Here is an 18124-nt window from a genome sequence, read left to right on the forward strand (position 1 = left end):
TGGCCGTCGACGCTAGGGAACGGACCGGGGCGGGCACGACGGCCGGCGGGGGTAATCGCCGTACCGTGCCGGAGTTACCGGGCGTGGGGTCATCCTCGAGATGTAGTCGGTGGAGGGATGCCCGCGAGCCGGCGGTCGCCGAGAATGGGGCGATGACGACCACCCGGGCGCCCGGCCCGCTGGTACGACTGCGCGCGCTGGCCGGGCCGAGCGGCCCCGCGTTCGAACCGACCGTGCGCGGCAGGCTCTTCGACGCCGGCCTAGCCGTGCTCGTCCTCGTCTCCGAGATCCAGTACGCGGCGGACCCGGACCCGCCGACCGGGCTGCACGGCATGACGGGCATGGTCTGCCTGGTGTTCCTGGCCTCCGTGCCGCTCGTCTGGCGCCGCCGCTACCCGCTGGCCGTGCTCTGGATCGTGCTGGTGGCGAACGCGCTCACTCCCGGTGACATCACCCGGCTCACCTTCTACGCCTGCGTCATCGCCGCCTACAGCGCGGCCGCGTACAGCCCCCACCGGGCGGCGGCCACGGCCACGCTCGCGCTGGCCGTGCTGCTGACCCTCACGATCGGGAAGTCGGTCCCGCACACCCCCTTCGGCGTCGAACCCACCGTGCCCACCCAGTACGTTCCCCTGTTCATCGCCGCCCCGCTGGTCGTGGTCACCCTCGGACTGCGCACCTGGAAGGTCCGGGCGGGCGAGAGCCGGGTGCGGCTGGCGGAGGTGGAGCGACGCCAGGCCGAGGCGCTGCGCAGCGCCGTGGAGCACGAACGGGCCCGGATCGCACGGGAGTTGCACGACGTCGTGACGCACAACGTCAGCGTGATGGTCATCCAGGCCGGAGCCGCCCGTAAGATCATGGACAGCTCGCCCGAGCTGGCGCGCGAGGCGCTGCTCGCGGTGGAGGAGGGCGGCCGTACGGCGATGGGGGAGCTGCGGCAGGTGATGGGGCTGCTCACGATGGACGCCCCGGATGCGGCGGACCTCGAACCGCAGCCGGGTCTGGAGCGGCTCGGCCCGTTGATCGAGCGCACCCGAGGAACCGGTACACCCGTCGAGCTCACGGTGTCGGGGGCGGTCCGGCCGCTGCCGGGCGGGGTCGAGCTGACCGCCTACCGGGTGGTCCAGGAGGCACTGACCAACGCCCTGAAGCACGCGGTCGGTTCGCGTACCGCCGTGCGCGTCGACTACGGCGAGCACGAACTGCGCGTCGAGGTCACCGACTCCGGCGGCGCCCCCGGACGGGCCGCCGCGACGGGCAACGGACGCGGACTGATCGGGCTGCGCGAGCGGCTCGCCGTGTACGGCGGCACCCTGAGCAACGGACCCCGCCCGCTGGGCGGTTACCGGGTCCGGGCCCTGATACCCCTGGAGCGCACATGAGTTCGCCGGCACAGCCGCCCCGGGTCGTCGTCGCGGACGACCAGGCCCTGGTGCGCACCGGCTTCCGGCTGATCCTCGCCGCGGACGGCATCGAGGTCGTCGCCGAGGCCACCGACGGCCACGAGGCGGTGGACGCGGTACGGCGCACCCGGCCCGACGTCGTCCTGATGGACATCCGGATGCCCGAGCTGGACGGCCTGGAGGCGACCCGCCGGATCCTCGCCGCCCCCGACCCGCCGCGCGTCCTCATGCTGACCACCTTCGACCTCGACCGGTACGTGTACGCGGCGCTCTCCGCCGGGGCCAGCGGCTTTCTGCTGAAGGACGTCACGCCCGAGCACCTGACGGCCGCCGTCCGCACGGTCCGGTCCGGGGACGCGCTGCTGGCGCCCGCCATCACCCGCCGCCTCGTCGAACGGTTCGCCCGTGCCGGTACCGACAGTGCCGCCCTGCACCGCGACCTCGCCCACCTCACCCCCCGCGAACTCGACGTCCTGCGGCTGCTCGCCCAGGGCCTGTCCAACGCCGGCATGGCCGACCGCCTCCACCTCTCCGAGGCCACCGTCAAGACCCATGTCTCCCGGGTCCTCGGCAAACTCTCCCTGCGCGACCGCGCCCAGGCGGTGGTCGTCGCCTACGAGACGGGACTGGTCACCCCGGGCGGCCGCTGAGCCGTCGACAGCCCCCGCGTGACCCGTCGCGTGAAGCCGCGCGCGGGCATCCACACCTCTGGCCTCGGTCTTCATATGTAGATACTGTCTCCGTATGAGTCAGCCCTTCGTCACCCGTTTCTCCGTGTATCCGGTAGCCGGCCGGGATTCCATGCTGCTGAACCTCTCCGGTGCGCACGCCCCGTACTTCACCCGCAACGTCGTGGTCGTCGAGGACTCCGAGGGCCGGACCGGGCTCGGCGAGGTGCCCGGCGGGGAGGCGATCACCCGGACCCTGCGGGATGCCGAGCGCCTGGTCGTCGGGGCCCGGCCGGGCGACTACAAGCGGGTGCTGCGGGCCGTGGCGGAGGAGTTCGGCGGCCGGGACGCCGGTGGCCGCGGGGAGCAGACCTTCGACCTGCGCACCACCGTGCACGCCGTCACCGCCGTCGAGTCCGCCCTCCTCGACCTGCTCGGCCAGCACCTGGAGGTGCCCGTCGCCGCCCTGCTCGGCGACGGCAAGCAGCGCGACTCGGTACGCGTCCTCGGCTACCTCTTCTACGTCGGCGACCCCGACCGCACCGACCTGGACTACCTCCGCGAACCCGGCTCGGAGGTGCCCTGGTACCGGATCCGCCGCGAGGAGGCCCTCACCCCGGAGTCGATCGTCCGGCAGGCCGAGGCGGCCTACGACCGCTACGGCTTCCGTGACTTCAAGCTCAAGGGCGGAGTCCTCGCGGGCGCCGAGGAGGTCAAGGCCGTACAGGCGCTCAAGCAACGCTTCCCCGAGGCCCGGATCACCCTCGACCCCAACGGCGCCTGGTCCCTGCGCGAGGCCGTGGAGCTGTGCCGTCCGCTGCTCGGCACGCTCGCCTACGCCGAGGACCCCTGCGGGGCCGAGGGCGGCTACTCGGGGCGCGAGATCCTCGCCGAGTTCCGCCGGGCCACCGGGCTGCCCACCGCGACCAACATGATCGCCACCGACTGGCGGCAGCTGACCCACGCCCTCGCCCTGCAGTCCGTCTCGATCCCGCTGGCGGATCCGCACTTCTGGACCATGCAGGGGTCGGTGCGGGTGGCCCAGCTCTGCCACGAGATGGGGCTGACCTGGGGCTGCCACTCCAACAACCACTTCGACATCTCGCTCGCGATGATGGCCCACTGCGGTGCCGCGGCCCCCGGCGACTACAACGCCCTGGACACCCACTGGATCTGGCAGGAGGGGCAGGAGCGCCTCACCGTCGAACCGCCGCGGATCGCCGGCGGCGAGGTCGCCGTCACCGACGCCCCCGGCCTGGGGATCCGTCTCGACCTGGACCGGCTGCTCGCGGCCCACGCCCGCCACGAGGAGCAGCGCCTCGGCGCGGGCCGGGACGACGCCGCCGGGATGCGCTACCTGGTGGAGGGCTGGACCTTCGACGCCAAGCGGCCCTGCCTGGTGCGGTGAGCCGTCGGCGCTGTTGCCGCCGTTCCCGCCGTCAGGCGTCCTGCGCGGCCGAGGCCTTCTCGGCTGTGGTGTGCCCCGCGGCCCGGAGCGTCAACTGCTGCCGGGGCGTGCGCAGCAGCACCACCGCGACCAGCGCCGCCAGCAGCGTCAGGCTGCCCGCCGTGACCAGGCACAGGCGCATGCCGTCCAGGAAGGAGTCGCCGAGCGCACCCATCGTCTGCCCGGTCCGCGCGCCCAGGTCCAGCCCGGCGACCGCGCCCAGACCGTCCGCCTGCGCGACCGAGACGACACGGTCCTGCGTCGCGCCGGTGACCCCCGCGTCGGTGAGGTGACCCGGCAGCGCGTGCAGCGCCCGGGTGGTGAGCAGCGCGCCCAGGACGGCCGGGCCGAGGGCGCCGCCGAGCTGCCGGAAGGCGTTGTTGCCGGCGGCGGCCATGCCGGCCAGGTGGTACGGCACGGAGGCCACCGCGGTCGCCGTCATCGGCGTCATCACGAAGCCCATGCCGACGCCCAGCAGGGCGAGCCGCCAGGCCGTCGAGCCGAACGAGGTGTCGGCCGCGAGACCGGTCAGCGCGAATTGGGCGGCGGCGACCAGCAGCAGACCGCCGGTGATCATCACCCGTGCCGAAATCCGGTGCATCAGCCGCCCGGCCGGCCCGCCGACCAGCAGCGCCGCCCCGGTGACCGTCAGCAGCCGCCACGCGGCGTCCATGGTGTCGAGCCGCTGCACCATGCCGAAGTAGAGGCTGAGCACGAAGAAGAACCCGATGAGCGCCAGGAAGCTGGTCATCGCGACCAGCGTGGTCGCGGTGAAGGCGGGGCTGCGGAACAGGCTCAGATCCAGCATCGGGCTGTCGCTGCGCCGCTCCGCCAGTACGAACGCGGCGCCGGCGACCACCGCGGTGAACAGCGCCACCATGACCTTGACGTCGGTGAACGAGCTCGCCCCGCCCTCGATCACGCCGTACACCAGGGCGGTGACCGCGAGCGTGGCGGTGAGCTGGCCGGGCCAGTCGAGCCGGCGCCCGTGCGGCGCCCGTGAGTCGGGCAGCTGCCGGGCCGCGACGGCGACGGCCAGCAGCGCGACGGGAACGCTCGGCAGGTAGACCCAGCGCCAGGAGAAGTGCTGGACGACCACACCGGCGATCAGCGGACCGACGGCCAGGGCCGCCATCAGGCAGGTGGCCCAGATGCCGATGAACTTGCCGCGTTCCCGGTGGTCCGGCACCGCATGGCTGATCAGCGCCAGCGTGGTCGGCAGCAGCGCGGCCGCGCCGACACCGGCCAGGGCCTGTCCGGCCCAGACGACCTCGACCGAGCGTGCGCACAGGGCGGTGACCGCGCCCGCCGCCGCGAACAGCAGGCCCGCCTGGAACACCTTCTTGCGCCCGTGGACGTCCCCGAAGACGCCCGCGGTCAGGATGAACGCGGCCATCGGCAGTACGAACGCGTCCTGCACCCAGGACAGTTGGGCCGTCGAGGCGTTCAGTGCGGCCTGCAGGGCGGGCAGGCTCACGGCGACGGTGGTGACCGGAAGATAGGCGACGAAGACGCCCAGGCAGGCCATGACGATGGTGGCCGCCCGTCGCTCGACCGGCCCGCGGGCCGGTGTCGTGACGTTCACGGAGATTCTCCTTCGCGGCGCACCGCACCGCGGTCGAAGGCCACCGGCGGGTCCGGCGGCCTGTGTCGTACGGGTGTCCGAGGGGAAACCCGCCGCCACAGCATCCGGTCCGGACACCCGCAACCGCCAACCAAGGGGCCTTCCGGCTGCAAAAACCTCCAATAACCCCGCACTCCCGTGGCAGACTTCCGCCATGCTCGACATCGTGGACAGAAAGATCCTCCGCGCCCTCCAGTGCGCCCCCCGGCTGCCGTTCCGCCGGATCGGCGAGGTGGCCGGTGTGTCCGAGCAGACCGCGGCCCGCCGCTATCAGGCGCTGCGCCGCAGCGGCACACTGCGCGTGCTGGGGCTCGTCAACCCCCGGGTGTACGGCTCCGCGCAGTGGGTGGCCCGGGTCCGCTGCCGCCCCGACCGGGTCGGCCCGCTCGCCGACGCCCTGGCCCGGCGGCCCGACATCTCCTACGCCCATCTGGCCTCGGGCGGTTCGGAGATCTTCTGCGTGATCCGCTCGCCGCTCGACACGGAGCGCGACGACGCCCTGTTCCGGCAGCTGCCGAAGTCCGCCTCGGTCCTGGACGTCAGCGTCGATCTGCTCCTGCACGAGTACGGTGCCCCCGGCACCGCCGAGTGGACCGGCTACGGCGACAGCCTCGACGCCGAGCAGGTACGGCTGCTCACGGCGGAACGGCCGCCGCCCGCCGCGGCGCCCCCGCCGCCTCCCGCGGAGGAGGACGCCCCGCTGCTCGACGCCCTCGCCGAGGACGGCCGTACCACCCACACCCGCCTCGCCGAGCGCACCGGCTGGTCGTCGGCCCGGGTGGCCCGCCGGCTGGAGGCGCTGGAGGGCTCCGGCACCCTCGAGTACGAGGTCGAACTGCTGCCGGAGCACCTGGGCTTCCCCCTCAACGCCACCGTCTGGCTGCGGGTGGCCCCGGCCCATCTGGAGCGGGTCGGCGAGGAGTTCGCCCGCCACGAGGAGGTCCCGTTCGTCGGGGCCGTCACCGGTGAGTACAACCTGCTGGTCAGCGTCGTCACCCGGGACCCCGACGACTTCTACCGCTACCTGACCACCCGCGTCGCCGCGACCTCGGGCATCGACGGCTACAGCGTCAGCATGCGGGCCCGCCCCCTCAAGAAGGCGGCATCGCTCATCTCCCGGGGCCGACTGGTGCCCTCGACGTCCCGCTAGGCGGAATCCCCGGAATCCCCGGAATCCCCGGAATCCCCGGAATCACTGGTCCCTGCTGTCCCCCGGGTCCTCCTCGGCGGCCACGACCGACACGGGCAGCCGCCGTACCCCGTGCATCAGCAGGCCCGGCGCCCACTCCAGGTCCGTCTCGGCCACCGCCAGGGTCAGGCCCGCCACCCGTCCTACGAACGCGGCGACCGCGACCTCGGCCTCCATCCGGGCCAGCGGCGCGCCCAGGCAGTGGTGGACGCCGTGGCCGAAGGCGAGATGGCCGCCGGCCGGACGCTCCGGGCGGAAGGTGTCCGGGTCCTCGAAGCGGGCCGGGTCCCGGTTCGCCGCGGCCAGGGACACCAGCAGCATGTCGCCCCGGCGCACCGGGACATCGCCGACCTCCATGTCCTCGGTGGCGAAGCGCTCGGTCGCCGTCAGCACCGGCCCGTCCACCCGCAGGAACTCCTCGACCGCCGCCGGGATCAGCCCCGGATCGGCGCGCAGCGCCTTGAGGAGGTCCGGCTGCCGGGCGAGGCCGAGGAGCACCGCGCCGATGAGGTTCGCGGTCGTCTCGTACCCGGCGATCAGCAGCAGGAAGGCCATGCCGACCAGCTCCGGGTCGGTGAGCCGGTCGTCGCCGGTGTCAGAGGCCAGCGCGCTCAGCAGGTCCGGTCCGGGCTCGGCCCGCTTGCCGGCGATCAGCTCCGCCAGATACCCGCTCATCCATACGTAGGCCTCCTCCCGGTCCGAACCGGCGACCGGGGCCACGATCTGCTCCGAGGCCCAGCGGAACCGGTCCCACTCACCGAGCGGCACCCCGAGCAGTTCGCAGATCACCGAGATGGGGACGCGCGCGGCGAAGGCGTCGACCAGGTCCGGTGTCTCCGCGGCCAGGACGTCGTCCGCCAGCCGGGCCGCGATCTCCCGGGTGCGCGGCCGCAGGGCCTCGACCCGCTGCGCCGTGAAGGCGCGCGCCACCACCTTGCGCAGCCGGGTGTGGTCGGGCGGGTCCATGGTCAGCATGTAGTCGACCCCGACCTCGTCCCGGACCCCGCTCATCAGCCAGCCGGCCTCGAGCCCCGCGCGCTCGCTGCGCTTGGACACCCGCGGATCGGTGAGCACCCGGCGTGCCGCCTCGTACCCCGTGACCAGCAACTGCGGCGGAGCTCCGGCCGGTTCGCAGCGGTGTGCGGCTCCCGACTCGGTCAGCGGCCGCAGCACCGCATGCGGGTCCGCCCGGAACGCGGACCCCTCCAGTACGGCCCGCAGCGCGGTGCCCTCGCCGCCGGGGGTGTGTGTGGTCATCGAGGTCTCCCGCTTGAACATATTGCTTTCGTCGGCAAGCATTATGGCCAAGTGGGAGACTGTCAAGGACAGTTCGAGCGGCCGAGACGCTAGAAACTCGCCCGCGTTCCGCCGTCGACCGTCACCATCGCGCCCGTGACGTAGCCGGCGGCCGGAGACAGCAGGAACGCCGCGGTACGGCCGAACTCCTCCGGAGTGCCGAGGCGGCGCAACGGGATACCGGCGGCCGTGGTCTCGGCGTCACCGGTGATCGACTGGAGTTCGAGCGCCCGGTCGGTCCCGATGTGGGCCGGCACCAGCCCGACCACCCGGATGCCCCGCGGCCCCAGCTCCCCCGCGAGGGTCTTCGCATAGCCGGCCAGCGCGGGCCGCAGCGCGTTGGAGACGGCGAGGCCGGGGATCGGCTCGTACACCGAGGTCGACAGGACGAACCCGATCACTCCGCCCTCGCCCAGCTGCGCGGCGACGGCCCGCGACAACCGCACCGCGCCCAGGAAGCCCGACTCGAAGGAGGCGCGCCACTGGTCGTCGTCGATGCTGTCGGTGGTGCCCGTCGGCGGGCCGCCGACGCTGATGAGCACGCCGTCCAGCCCCTTGAACGCCTCGCGGGCCGCCGCCATCAGCCGGTCCGGCGTCCCGGCGTCGGCGTTGTCGGCGACGACCCCGACGGCCTGCCCGGGGCCGCCCAGCTCCGCCTCGGCCGCGGCCAGCGAGTGCGTGCTGCGCCCGCTGACCACCACCTTGGCACCGCCGGAGGTCAGCTCGCGGGCGGCGGCCAGGCCAAGGCCGCGGGTGCCGCCCGTGACGATGTAGACGCGGTCCTTCAGTCCGAGATCCATCACTGCTCCCCTGTTCCCCTGTTCCCGATCCGCTCCCGCCACTCCCGTGCTCCGGTCACAGCATGGCCTTCTGCGGCTGGGTGGCCACCACGATGACGGTGGTGGTGTCCGCGGTCAGGGCCGCCTTGAACTCGCGTTGCAGGTCCTCGGTGGTGTCGACGTCGACCGCGCGGCAGCCGAAGCCACGGGCCACGGTGGCGATGTCCAGACCGGGCAGGTCGAGGCCGGGGACGCCCGGCGTCTCCTCCAGGACGGCGAACGACTTCAGGATCGAGTACTCCTGGTTGCGCATCACGACGTAGACGATGGGCAGCCGGTGCTGCGCCGCCGTCCAGACGGACTGCACGGAGTACTGGAAGGAGCCGTCGCCGATCAGTCCGACGACCGGCCGGGGCACGCCCCGCTGCCGGTCGGCCAGCGCCACCCCGACGGCCGCCGGCGCGCCCCAGCCGATGCCGCCGCTGGCGGTGGCGAAGAAGGAACCCGTCCGGGTGGTGGGCAGCCACTCGATCTGCTGGGCCATCGTGGAGGTCGACTCGTTGACGATGACCGCGTCGGCCGGCTTGACGCTGCTCAGGGCCGCATAGACCTCCGGCGGGGTCAGCGGGCTGTTCGGTGCCTCCGGGAGCACCCGGGGGCGTTCCATCGGCTGCGGGGCGGTCCGGGCGGAACCGTCCTCGACGGTGACCAGGAGCAGCTCGATCGCGGTCTTGGGATCGCCCAGCAGGCTGTCGCCCACGCGGGCCGCGGCGGCCACGTCGGGATTGCCGGTGATCTGGAGGAGTTCGGTGCCGTCGGGCAGGTAGGGGCCCGGGACGTAGGGGTAGTAGCGGAAGACCTCCGCGCCGATCACGACCACCAGGTCGTGCCCCTCCAGACGGTCACTGATGGTCTTGACCGACATGCCGAGGGGGCCGCGGAAGAGCGGGTGGTCCTCCGGGAAGGAGGCGCGGTCCAGGAGCGGGGAGCCGTAGACCGACGCGCGCAGCTTCTCCGCGAGTGCTACGGCCACGTCCCAGCCGCCGGCCTTGTCGACCTCGGGGCCGAAGACCAGCGCGGGATTCCTGCTGGCGGAGATCCGGTCGGCGAAGGTGCGCAGCCGGTCCGGGTCGGGCACCACGCGGTTGCTGAAGGTCCGCACGCGGGTGAAGCCGGACAGCGGCCGCTTCCAGTCGTCCATCGGCACGGACAGGTAGACGGGACCGGCGGGCGGTTGCAGGGCCATCGCGTAGGCCCGCAGGAACGCCTCGGGCACGTCCTCGGCGCGGGCGGGTTCGTACGACCACTTCACCCACGGCTTGGGCAGCGTGGTGGCTTCCCGGTTGCCCAGGTAGGGCTCGCCGATGAGCAGTTCCCGGTGCTGCTGGCCGGAGGTGACGATCAGCGGGCTGTTGCCGTGGTAGGCGGCGACCAGGTTGCCCACGGCGTTGCCCAGCCCGGCCGAGGAGTGCACGTTGACCAGCGCGGGCCGGCCGGTGACCTGGGCGAAGGTGTCCGCCATCGCGATGACGGAGGCCTCCTGCAGGGCGAGTACGTAGGTGAAGTCCTCGGGGAACTCCTGCAGGAACGGCTGTTCGGTGGACCCCGGATTACCGAAGACGGTGGTGAGTCCGAGGGAGCGCAGCAGATCGTAGGTCACGCTTCGGACGGTGGCTTGTTCGGTCATGGCAACCTGCCAGCTTGAGTGCCGGGCCCGATATCGGGATGATCCGCCCCATCCTGACCCGTGCGCGGCTGCCGCGCCTTCCGTCCGATGACTGAAGAGTCTGCTGAAGCGACGGGTCCCGCGAGGGGTCCGGGCCGGGCCCGCCCGGGGGGACGGGTCCGTCGCAGTGCCGGTGTCAGTCGGATGACCGAAGCCGCGAAGCCTTGGGCCGTCGGAGTGTGGTGCCAGCCGTCGGGTGCGATGAACACCTTCGTGACGAGACCGCCGGGGTAGACCTGGGGCGGGTGCGGCGCATGCGGGTCACTGCCGCGGATGCCGCACAGGCCCTCGCCGCCCTCCGCGGTCGCCGTGAACGATTCCGCCCCTGTCCGATGAGGAGCCGACATGCCCGTCTACACCTGCACCGCAGCCCAGGGAACACTGACCCGTGAGTCGAAGGCCGCGCTGGCCTCCGAGATCACCCGGATCCATGTGGCGATCAACCATGTGCCGGCGGCCTACGTCAACGTGATCTTCTCCGAGCCGCCGCCGGACAGCGTCTTCGTCGGCGGGGAGCCCGGCGCCCCGCTGATCGTCTCCGGCTGGGTCCGGCGGGGGCATCCGCAGGAGGAGGCGACCCGGCTGGCGCTGGAGCTGTCCTCGGCCGCCGTCCGCGTCACCGGGGTGCCGGAGGGTCATGTGATGGTCGTACTCCAGGACGGCCCCGCCCGCTCCGCAGTCGAAGGCGGCCTGGTCCTCCCCGAACCGGGCGAGGAGAAGGAGTGGCTGGCCCGCAGGGGCGAATCCTGACCGGCGCACCGAGGCGCCCACGGGCCGACGCCCGTCGGCGCTTCCGGTGACGGCCGTCGGCCCCGGGAAAGCCTGCTCGCCGCCTTCGGCGAGTAGACCGCCTTCGGCCTGAACGGCACGCCGGAGTACGTGCGCCACGCCCTGCACCGGTCGCTGCGCCACCTCGGCACCGACCACGTCGACTTCTGCTACCTGCACCGCATCGACCCCCAGGTGCCGATCCAGGACACCGTCGGCGCCCTGGCCGAAGGCCGCTCGGTCGCCATCCGGTGCAACGGTCGCGTCCAGGCACCCGCAGCTTCCGGCCACAGGCACGGGCACGGGCACAGCCACAGGCACGGGCTCAGCCACAGGCTCAGCCACAGCAATGGCCCGCGGCCGTCGCGGCATGACCGTGTGCCGGCGGCAGCCCCCTGCCGCCGGCACACGGCCGTCTGGTCGGCCGTCGGCTGCGCCGTTACGCGGCCTTGAAGCGGGCCGTGACGGTGGCCACGCGCTTGCCCTGGTAGACGGCGGCGGCGCGGGCGGTGTCGTCGACCGGGATCGCGCCCTGTCCGTTGACGTGGCTGGTGCCGTAGGGGTTGCCGTCCACGAACTTCACCGGGTCGGTGTAGCCCGGGGTGACCAGGATGCCGCCGAAGTGGTGGACGGAGTTGTAGAGCGCGAGCAGCGTGGACTCCTGGCCGCCGTGCGCGGAGGCCGTGGCGGTGAAGCCGCTGTAGATCTTGTCGGCCAGCTTGCCCTGGGCCCACAGCCCGCCGAGCGTGTCGATGAACTGCTTCAGCTGGCTGGCGATGTTGCCGAACCGGGTGGGGCTGCCGAAGACGACGGCGTCGGCCCACTCGACGTCGGCCTGGGTGGCGATCGGGACGTCCTTGGTGGCCGCGGCATGCGCCGACCAGGCGTCGTTGCTCGCGATGGCCTCCTCGGGCGCGAGCTCGGACACGCGGAGCAGCCGTACCTCCGCGCCCTCCTTGCGGGCGCCGTCGGCCACGGCCTCCGCCAGCTCGTGGACGGTACCGGTCGACGAGTAGTAGATGACCGCGATCTTGGGGGACATGGGGAGTTCCTCTCGCTGTTCTGCGCTCTCGGCGGCGGACGCCGCCTCGGTCTGGACGGCCGCGGCCGGCGCGGCGGGGTCGGGGTGGGCGGTGGCGGACAGGCTGAGCCGCAGCAGACGCGCCGCGAGCCCCTTCGCCGCGGTCAGCCCGTGGCGGTACCGGTCGACGGTCGCCGAGGCCGAGATCTTCAGTGAGCCGTCCTCGACGGACAGGGAGTCCACCGTCAGTTCGACCGGCGCGCGGTGCCCGCGGACCGTGAGGTGACCCTCGACGACCCAGACGCCGCCCGTGCCGCGGCTCACCCCGGTCGACTCGAACCGGATCTCGGGGTGGCGCTCCGCGTGCAGGAACGCGGCGGAGCGCACGTGCTCGTCACGGCGTGGCGTCCCGGTGTGGAAACTGCCCGCCCCGATCACGGCGTGCGCGGTCGACCGGGTGACCGGCTCGGCGATCGTGATGCTCGCGGACTCCACGCGGAAGGTGCCGTTCACCTTGCCCAGACCGAACATGTGCCGCGTACTGAAGCCGATGGACGACCGCTCCGGATCGACCGTGTAGGTCCCCGCGGGGGGCAGTTCGACGCTCATGCCCTTCTGGCCTCTCGGTTGGCGTCGCGCGGCTGGCCCGCTGCGGCGCTTTTGCTTGCCTTGGCAAGTATCTTGGGGGGCGTCGAAATGCTTTGTCAAGCAAGTAATCGTGTGCTTCAGTTGTAGGGCAGGACGAGGTAGGGAGGTCAACACGTGTCAACGCGGTCGCCGGAGCCCACGTGCCCACTGAACAGTGATGAGGAGCGCCTCTGGCGTGCGCTGCAGAGGATGTTGGTGGCGCTTCCGCGGGCACTCGACGAGGATCTGCTCTGTGCGACGGGACTGTCGATGACGCAGTACCAGATCCTGGCCAAGCTCTCCGAGGCCGACGGCAGCAGTCTGCGGATGACCGAACTGGCCACGGCGGCGGCGCTGTCCGCGAGCCGCATCACCCGGGTGGTGGAGAGCCTGCAGGACCACGGCCTGGTCACCAAGCGCCGCCACTGCACGGACGCCCGCGGATACGTGGCCGAGCTGACCGAGGCCGGCCGGCTGCGGCTGGCGGGCGCCTATCCGGCGCACCTCGCCAGCGCCCGCAAGCGCGTCATGGACCAGCTCGACCCCGCCCTGGTGCAGCGGCTGGCCGAGCAGATGCAGTCGGTGGCCGACCCGCTCTCCTCCTCCTGCGAACGCGGCGCGGACGTCTCCAGCCGTCGCGAAGCAGTCATTTGACCCAAGCCGGGGAGCGGTGCCGGTGCGGAACATGGGCTCTTCCAGCACGCCCACCTTCTCCGGAGGCCCCCCATGCTGAAGGGCTACACCTACCCGCTGTCGCCGCGCGGAGAGGCGAACCTCGCCTCCGCCCCGCCCTGGCACTACGCCGGTGACATCGTCGGCGTCGAGTTCTGGACCGACCCGGCGGCCGCCGCGGCGACCCTCCCGGAGGGCCTGACCCCCGACACCGGGTCCGACGGCCGGGTGGTGGCCCTCTTCGTCGACTGGCAGTTCTCCGCGGGACACGACGAGTACCTCGACCCGGTGCGCAGCCAGTACCGCGAGTTCATGCTGCTGGTGGACGCCCGGTTCGGGGACGAGCCGGTGTCGTGGTGCCCGTACATCTACGTCGACAACGACCTCGCGCTGGCCCGCGGCTGGGTGCAGGGCTTCCCGAAGAAGCTGGGCTCGGTGGCCCAGACCCGCGTCTTCGCCTCGCCCGGCCAGGCCTCGCCCTCGCTCGCCGCCGGCGGGAGGTTCGGCGCGTCCCTGTCGGCGGCCGGGCACACCCTCGCCGAGGCGCGGGTCACCCTGGAGCAGCCGGCGAGCGACCCCGCGGCGCTGTTCCGGCCCACGGTCAACCTCCGGCACTTCCCGACGCTGATCGCCGGTCAGTACGACAAGCCCGCCGTGCACGAGCTGGTCATGGCCGAGTTCTCCGACCAGGCCCTCGCCGACGTCTGGGTCGGCTCCGGCGACATCAGCCTGTTCCCGGCCCGCGGCGAGGAGCTGGCGGACCTGGCCCCGGTGCGGACCGGCACCGGCTTCCGCGCCTCGATGTCCTACACCGTGACGGACGTCCGCCTGCTGGGCCGGTAGCCGCACCGGACCGGGACCGCCCGCACCACCGCACCACCGCCGTAACGAAAGGAAGTTGATGCACACCATCGCCGACCTCATAGTCGACGGCCTGCGGAGCGCGGGCGTCTCCCGGATCCACGGACTGCCCGGCGACTCGCTCAACGGACTGACCGACGCCCTGCGCAGGAATCCCTCGGTGACCTGGGAGCACTACCGGCACGAGGAGGCGGCGGCGTTCGCGGCCGCGGGCGAGGCCGCGGTCACCGGCTCGCTCGCGGTCTGCGCAGGCAGCTGCGGACCGGGCAACCTCCACCTGGTCAACGGGCTGTTCGAGGCCCAGCGCAGCCGCGTCCCGGTGCTCGCGATCGCCGCGCACATCCCGGGCTCGGAGATCGGCACCGGCTACTTCCAGGAGACCCATCCCCAGGAACTGTTCCGGGAGTGCAGCGACTTCTGCGAACTGGCCGCCACGCCGGAGCAGTTCCCGCGCCTCCTCGACATCGCCCTGCGCACCGCCGTGGAGCGCAGCGGGGTGTCGGTCCTCGTGGTGCCGGGCGACGTGCTGCTGCACCGGTTCGACCACCCGCGCAAGGCCGCCACCGTGCTGCCCACCAAGCCGGTGGTGCGTCCCGCCGACGAGGAGATCGAGCGCGCCGCGGCCCTGCTGAACGAATCGGAACGGATCACGATCCTGGCCGGCGCGGGCTGTGCCGGCGCCCACGACCAACTCGTACGCCTCGCCGGGGCGCTGCGCGCTCCGGTCGTCCACACCATGCGCGGCAAGGAGCACGTCGAGTACGACAACCCGTACGACGTCGGCATGACCGGGCTGCTCGGCTTCACCTCCGGCTACCGCGCCATGGAGCAGTGCGACACGCTTCTGATGCTCGGTACGGACTTCCCCTACCGGCAGTTCCTGCCCGAGCACGCCACCGTCGTGCAGGTGGACGTGCGCGGCGAGCAGATCGGCAGGCGCATCCGGGTGGACCTGCCGCTCGTCGGCACCGTGCGGGACACCGCCGAGGCGCTGCTCCCGAAGTTGGCCCCCAGGACCGGCTCCCGGCACCTCGACGCGGCCCGCGACCACTACACCGGCGCCCGCGCCGCCCTGGACCGGCTCGCCGTCGACGACCACGACCGCACTCCGGTCCACCCGCAGTACCTGGCCCGGGTCGTCGACGAACTCGCCGCCGACGACGCGGTGTTCGTGCCGGACGTGGGCTCCCCGGTGATCTGGTCGGCGCGCTACCTGACCATGAACGGCCACCGCAGGCTGATCGGTTCGTTCACCCACGGCAGCATGGCGAACGCGCTGCCGCAGGCGATCGGCGCCCAGTCGGCCTTCCCGGACCGGCAGGTGATCGCGCTGTCCGGGGACGGGGGACTGGCCATGCTGCTCGGCGACCTGATCACCCTGAAACAGCAGCGGCACCCGGTGAAGATCGTGGTCTTCAACAACGGAGCCCTCGGCTTCGTGGAGCTGGAGATGAAGGCCGAGGGCATGGTGAACTTCGGGACCGACCTCGACAACCCGAACTTCGCCGACGTCGCGACCGCCCTGGGCATCCACGGCCGCCGGGTGGAGCACCCGGCCGACCTGGGCGAGGCGCTGCGCACCGCGTTCGCCCACCCGGGACCGGCCCTGGTGGAGGTGATGACGGCCCGGCACGAGCTGTCCGTCCCGCCCACCATCACGTTCGACCAGGTCAGGGGCTTCGCCCTGTACGCCGCCCGTACCGTGCTGTCGGGACGCGGTGACGAACTCCTCGACCTGGCCCGCACGAACGTGGTGCGGCACCTGCCGTGAGGCCCTCCCGGGGGTTCTAGGAGGCGTCCGGTGAGCCGGGAGAGCCGGGGCCGGTGAGCCCGATCAGGCTCATCACGGCCTCCCGGACGCCCTCCAGGTCGTACTCGCCCAGCGGGACCCCCGAGGCACGCGAGTGCTTGGTGACGCCGACGAACGCGCCGAACGCCATCGAGAGCAGCACCTGCGGATCGCCGGCGCGGACGGCACCGGCCGTCTGGGCCGCCCGCAGGATCTCCACCAGCTCGGCGTCGAGCCGGTGGACGACCTCGTAGGCCTGCGGCCGCAGATACGAGCCGTGCACCTGGTGTTCGAGGAACGAGAACGCCTGGGGATAGGCCAGCGCGAACGCGACCTGGTGCCGCCAGACGAGGTCGATCGCGGTCACCGGATCGGCCTCGCGCACGGCGTCGGTGACCACGGTGTCGGCGAACGCCGCCTTCGCCTCGGTGAAGACCGCCTCGCCCAGCGCCTGCTTGTTGGGGAAGTAGCGGTAGATCGTGCCCACCGCGACCCCGGCCCGGGCGGCGATCTCGGGCACGTTGGTGCCGTCCCAGGTGCGCTCGTCGAACAACTCCAGTGCGGCGTCCATCACTCTGCGGCGCAGGGGAGTCTCGTCGGCTGTCGCGGAGGGTGGCATGGTCACCAGTGAAACTTCGTTCAGTCGCTCGATCTTTGTCAAGGCGGAGAGGTAGGCTGCGAAGTGAATGAATATTCATTCACTCCATCACCCCATCACCCCGTTATGAGGAGCGTGCCGATGACTCGCTATGGCCACTGGATCGCAGGCGTGGAGACCGCCCCGGCATCGGATCGCTGGCTGCCGTCCACCTCGCCCGGACGGGACGAGGTCGTGCACGAGATCGCCCTCGGTGATGCCACCGACGTGGAGCGGGCCGTCTCGGCGGCGGCCGGGGCGGTCGACGGCTGGTGGAACCGGCAGCCCGTCGAGCGGGGCCGGGTGCTGGCCGCCGTCGCGGAGCGGCTGCGCGAGGAGGCCGCTGCTCTCGCGGAGCTGGAGTCGGCCGAGACCGGCAAGCCCGCCTGGCAGTCCCCGCTGGAGGTGGAGGGCGCCGCCCGCTACTTCGAGTTCTACGCCGGCCTGGTCAACCTGCCCGGCGGTGAGGTGGTGAACATGGGTCCGGGCTTCCACGCGTACACCCGGCGTGAGCCGCTCGGGGTGGTCGGTGTCATCACGCCGTGGAACGCGCCCCTGAACCAGGCGGCCCGCTCCGTCGCCCCGGCCCTCGCGGCCGGCAACGCCGTCGTGGCCAAGCCGTCCGAGTTCACCTCGGCGACCACGCTCCGCCTGGCCCGTATCGCCACCGAGTGCGGTCTGCCCGACGGCGTGCTGAACGTCGTCACCGGCACGGGGGACACCGTGGGCGCGGCGCTCGTCGGCCACCCGAAGGTCCGCAAGGTGGCGTTCACCGGCTCGGTCCGGGCCGCCCGCGAGATCGGCCGGATCGCCGCCGACCGGATCATCCCGCTCACGCTGGAGCTGGGCGGCAAGTCACCCGACATCGTCTTCGCCGACGCCGACCTCGCCAAGGCCGCCCAGGGGGCCGTCGAGGCGTTCCTGCCCAACGGCGGCCAGTCCTGCATGGCGGGCACCCGGCTGCTGGTCGACGCGCGGATCCACGACGAGTTCGTGGCGGCCGTACGGACCGTGCTGACGCACATCACGCCGGGGGAGACCTACGGGCCGGCGATCACCCGCGCCCAGTACGACAAGGTCAACGAGTACTTCAAGATCGCCGAGCAGGACGGCGCCACCCTGCTCACCGGCGGCCGGCCGACCGGGGACGGCTGGACCTTCGAGCCGACCGTCTACACGGACGTCACCCCGGACATGCGCATCGCCCGCGAGGAGGTCTTCGGTCCGGTGCTCGCCGTCCTGCGCTTCGAGGACGAGGACGAGGCGGTGGCCCTCGCCAACGACTCCGACTACGGCCTGGTCGCCGCCCTCTGGACCGGTGACGTGACCCGCGCCCACCGCGTGGCCGCCCGCCTGGAGGCCGGGCAGGTCTACGTCAACGCCTACCCGCCCGGCATGTTGGTCGAGGGCCCGTTCGGCGGCTACAAGAACAGCGGGTACGGCCGGGAGAAGGGCCTGGAGGCGCTGCACCACTACACCCAGACCAAGTTCGTCGCCGTACGCCTCCAGGAGGACCAGCAGGTGTGGTGACGCGGCGGCCGGACCAACCACCCCAGGGGGGGGGGGGGGGGCCGCGCCCCCCCCCGCCCGGGGGGTTTAAAAAAAAAAAAAGCCCCC

At 72.4% G+C, this 18124-nt stretch carries 16 protein-coding genes and 1 pseudogene; 10 read left to right on the plus strand and 7 right to left on the minus strand.

Annotated elements, in window-relative coordinates; all coding sequences use genetic code 11:
- Positions 1-152 precede the first annotated feature (152 nt).
- The 3 genes from ACWGKQ_RS18325 (at position 153) to ACWGKQ_RS18335 (ending at position 3479) form a co-directional block, all read left to right on the plus strand.
- Positions 153-1382 carry a sensor histidine kinase gene (locus tag ACWGKQ_RS18325; RefSeq protein ID WP_453292938.1) on the plus strand — a complete coding sequence of 410 codons (1230 nt, stop codon included), beginning with the start codon at positions 153-155 and terminating at the stop codon, positions 1380-1382.
- Positions 1379-2053, plus strand: a complete 675-nt coding sequence (locus ACWGKQ_RS18330; protein ID WP_453292939.1) for a response regulator — start codon at positions 1379-1381, stop codon at positions 2051-2053. The genes ACWGKQ_RS18325 and ACWGKQ_RS18330 overlap by 4 nt, the downstream gene beginning before the upstream one ends.
- A 94-nt stretch (positions 2054-2147) precedes the next feature.
- Positions 2148-3479 carry an enolase C-terminal domain-like protein gene (locus ACWGKQ_RS18335; protein ID WP_453292940.1) on the plus strand — a complete coding sequence of 444 codons (1332 nt, stop codon included), beginning with the start codon at positions 2148-2150 and terminating at the stop codon, positions 3477-3479.
- 31 nt (positions 3480-3510) lie between these two features.
- Here ACWGKQ_RS18335 and ACWGKQ_RS18340 read toward each other — a convergent pair whose 3' ends face one another.
- A complete protein-coding gene (locus ACWGKQ_RS18340; protein WP_453292941.1) occupies positions 3511-5103 on the minus strand; it encodes an MFS transporter in 1593 nt (530 codons plus the stop codon).
- A gap of 193 nt (positions 5104-5296) precedes the next feature.
- On the opposite strand from ACWGKQ_RS18340, the gene ACWGKQ_RS18345 reads away from it, so the two are divergent.
- Positions 5297-6292 carry an Lrp/AsnC family transcriptional regulator gene (locus tag ACWGKQ_RS18345; protein ID WP_453292942.1) on the plus strand — a complete coding sequence of 332 codons (996 nt, stop codon included), beginning with the start codon at positions 5297-5299 and terminating at the stop codon, positions 6290-6292.
- Positions 6293-6334: 42 nt separating this feature from the next.
- Here the strand turns inward: ACWGKQ_RS18345 and ACWGKQ_RS18350 are convergent, their stop codons facing one another.
- The 3 genes from ACWGKQ_RS18350 to mdlC form a co-directional block, all read right to left on the minus strand.
- Positions 6335-7588, minus strand: a complete 1254-nt coding sequence (locus ACWGKQ_RS18350; protein WP_453292943.1) for a cytochrome P450 family protein — start codon at positions 7586-7588, stop codon at positions 6335-6337.
- Positions 7589-7677: 89 nt separating this feature from the next.
- Positions 7678-8427 (minus strand): SDR family NAD(P)-dependent oxidoreductase, encoded by a 750-nt coding sequence (locus ACWGKQ_RS18355; RefSeq protein WP_453292944.1) that lies wholly within the window; start codon positions 8425-8427, stop codon positions 7678-7680.
- 55 nt (positions 8428-8482) lie between these two features.
- A complete protein-coding gene (mdlC, locus tag ACWGKQ_RS18360; RefSeq protein WP_453292945.1) occupies positions 8483-10066 on the minus strand; it encodes a benzoylformate decarboxylase in 1584 nt (527 codons plus the stop codon).
- A 411-nt stretch (positions 10067-10477) separates the two neighbouring features.
- Between mdlC and ACWGKQ_RS18365 the strand changes: the two genes are divergently transcribed.
- Together ACWGKQ_RS18365 and ACWGKQ_RS18370 are read left to right on the plus strand one after the other, a co-directional pair.
- Positions 10478-10882: a tautomerase family protein gene (locus ACWGKQ_RS18365; protein ID WP_453292946.1), complete on the plus strand. Its 405-nt coding sequence runs from the start codon at positions 10478-10480 to the stop codon at positions 10880-10882.
- A 108-nt stretch (positions 10883-10990) separates the two neighbouring features.
- Positions 10991-11353, plus strand: coding sequence for an aldo/keto reductase (locus ACWGKQ_RS18370; protein WP_453293001.1), 363 nt, complete (start codon positions 10991-10993; stop codon positions 11351-11353).
- Here the strand turns inward: ACWGKQ_RS18370 and wrbA are convergent.
- Together wrbA and ACWGKQ_RS18380 are read right to left on the minus strand one after the other, a co-directional pair.
- Positions 11340-11942: an NAD(P)H:quinone oxidoreductase gene (gene wrbA / locus ACWGKQ_RS18375; RefSeq protein ID WP_453293002.1), complete on the minus strand. Its 603-nt coding sequence runs from the start codon at positions 11940-11942 to the stop codon at positions 11340-11342. The two genes, ACWGKQ_RS18370 and wrbA, sit on opposite strands and share 14 nt — an antisense overlap.
- A 144-nt stretch (positions 11943-12086) precedes the next feature.
- Positions 12087-12530, minus strand: a pseudogene (locus ACWGKQ_RS18380) (YceI family protein); the annotation flags it as partial.
- A gap of 228 nt (positions 12531-12758) precedes the next feature.
- Here ACWGKQ_RS18380 and ACWGKQ_RS18385 point away from each other — a divergent pair.
- From ACWGKQ_RS18385 to poxB, 3 genes are all read left to right on the plus strand, one after another.
- Positions 12759-13202, plus strand: coding sequence for a MarR family winged helix-turn-helix transcriptional regulator (locus ACWGKQ_RS18385; RefSeq protein ID WP_453292947.1), 444 nt, complete (start codon positions 12759-12761; stop codon positions 13200-13202).
- Between the two features lie 72 nt (positions 13203-13274).
- Positions 13275-14063 (plus strand): acetoacetate decarboxylase family protein, encoded by a 789-nt coding sequence (locus tag ACWGKQ_RS18390; protein ID WP_453292948.1) that lies wholly within the window; start codon positions 13275-13277, stop codon positions 14061-14063.
- 58 nt (positions 14064-14121) lie between these two features.
- On the plus strand, positions 14122-15852 hold the full coding sequence (gene poxB / locus ACWGKQ_RS18395) for a ubiquinone-dependent pyruvate dehydrogenase (protein WP_453292949.1): 1731 nt from the start codon (positions 14122-14124) through the stop codon (positions 15850-15852).
- 16 nt (positions 15853-15868) lie between these two features.
- Here poxB and ACWGKQ_RS18400 read toward each other — a convergent pair whose 3' ends face one another.
- Positions 15869-16489: a TetR/AcrR family transcriptional regulator gene (locus ACWGKQ_RS18400; RefSeq protein WP_453293003.1), complete on the minus strand. Its 621-nt coding sequence runs from the start codon at positions 16487-16489 to the stop codon at positions 15869-15871.
- Between the two features lie 120 nt (positions 16490-16609).
- On the opposite strand from ACWGKQ_RS18400, the gene ACWGKQ_RS18405 reads away from it, so the two are divergent.
- Complete coding sequence (locus tag ACWGKQ_RS18405) at positions 16610-18037, plus strand: aldehyde dehydrogenase family protein (protein ID WP_453292950.1); 1428 nt, start codon at positions 16610-16612, stop codon at positions 18035-18037.
- Positions 18038-18124 lie beyond the last annotated feature (87 nt).

It is taken from the genome of Streptomyces sp. NPDC054770, from assembly GCF_053611985.1.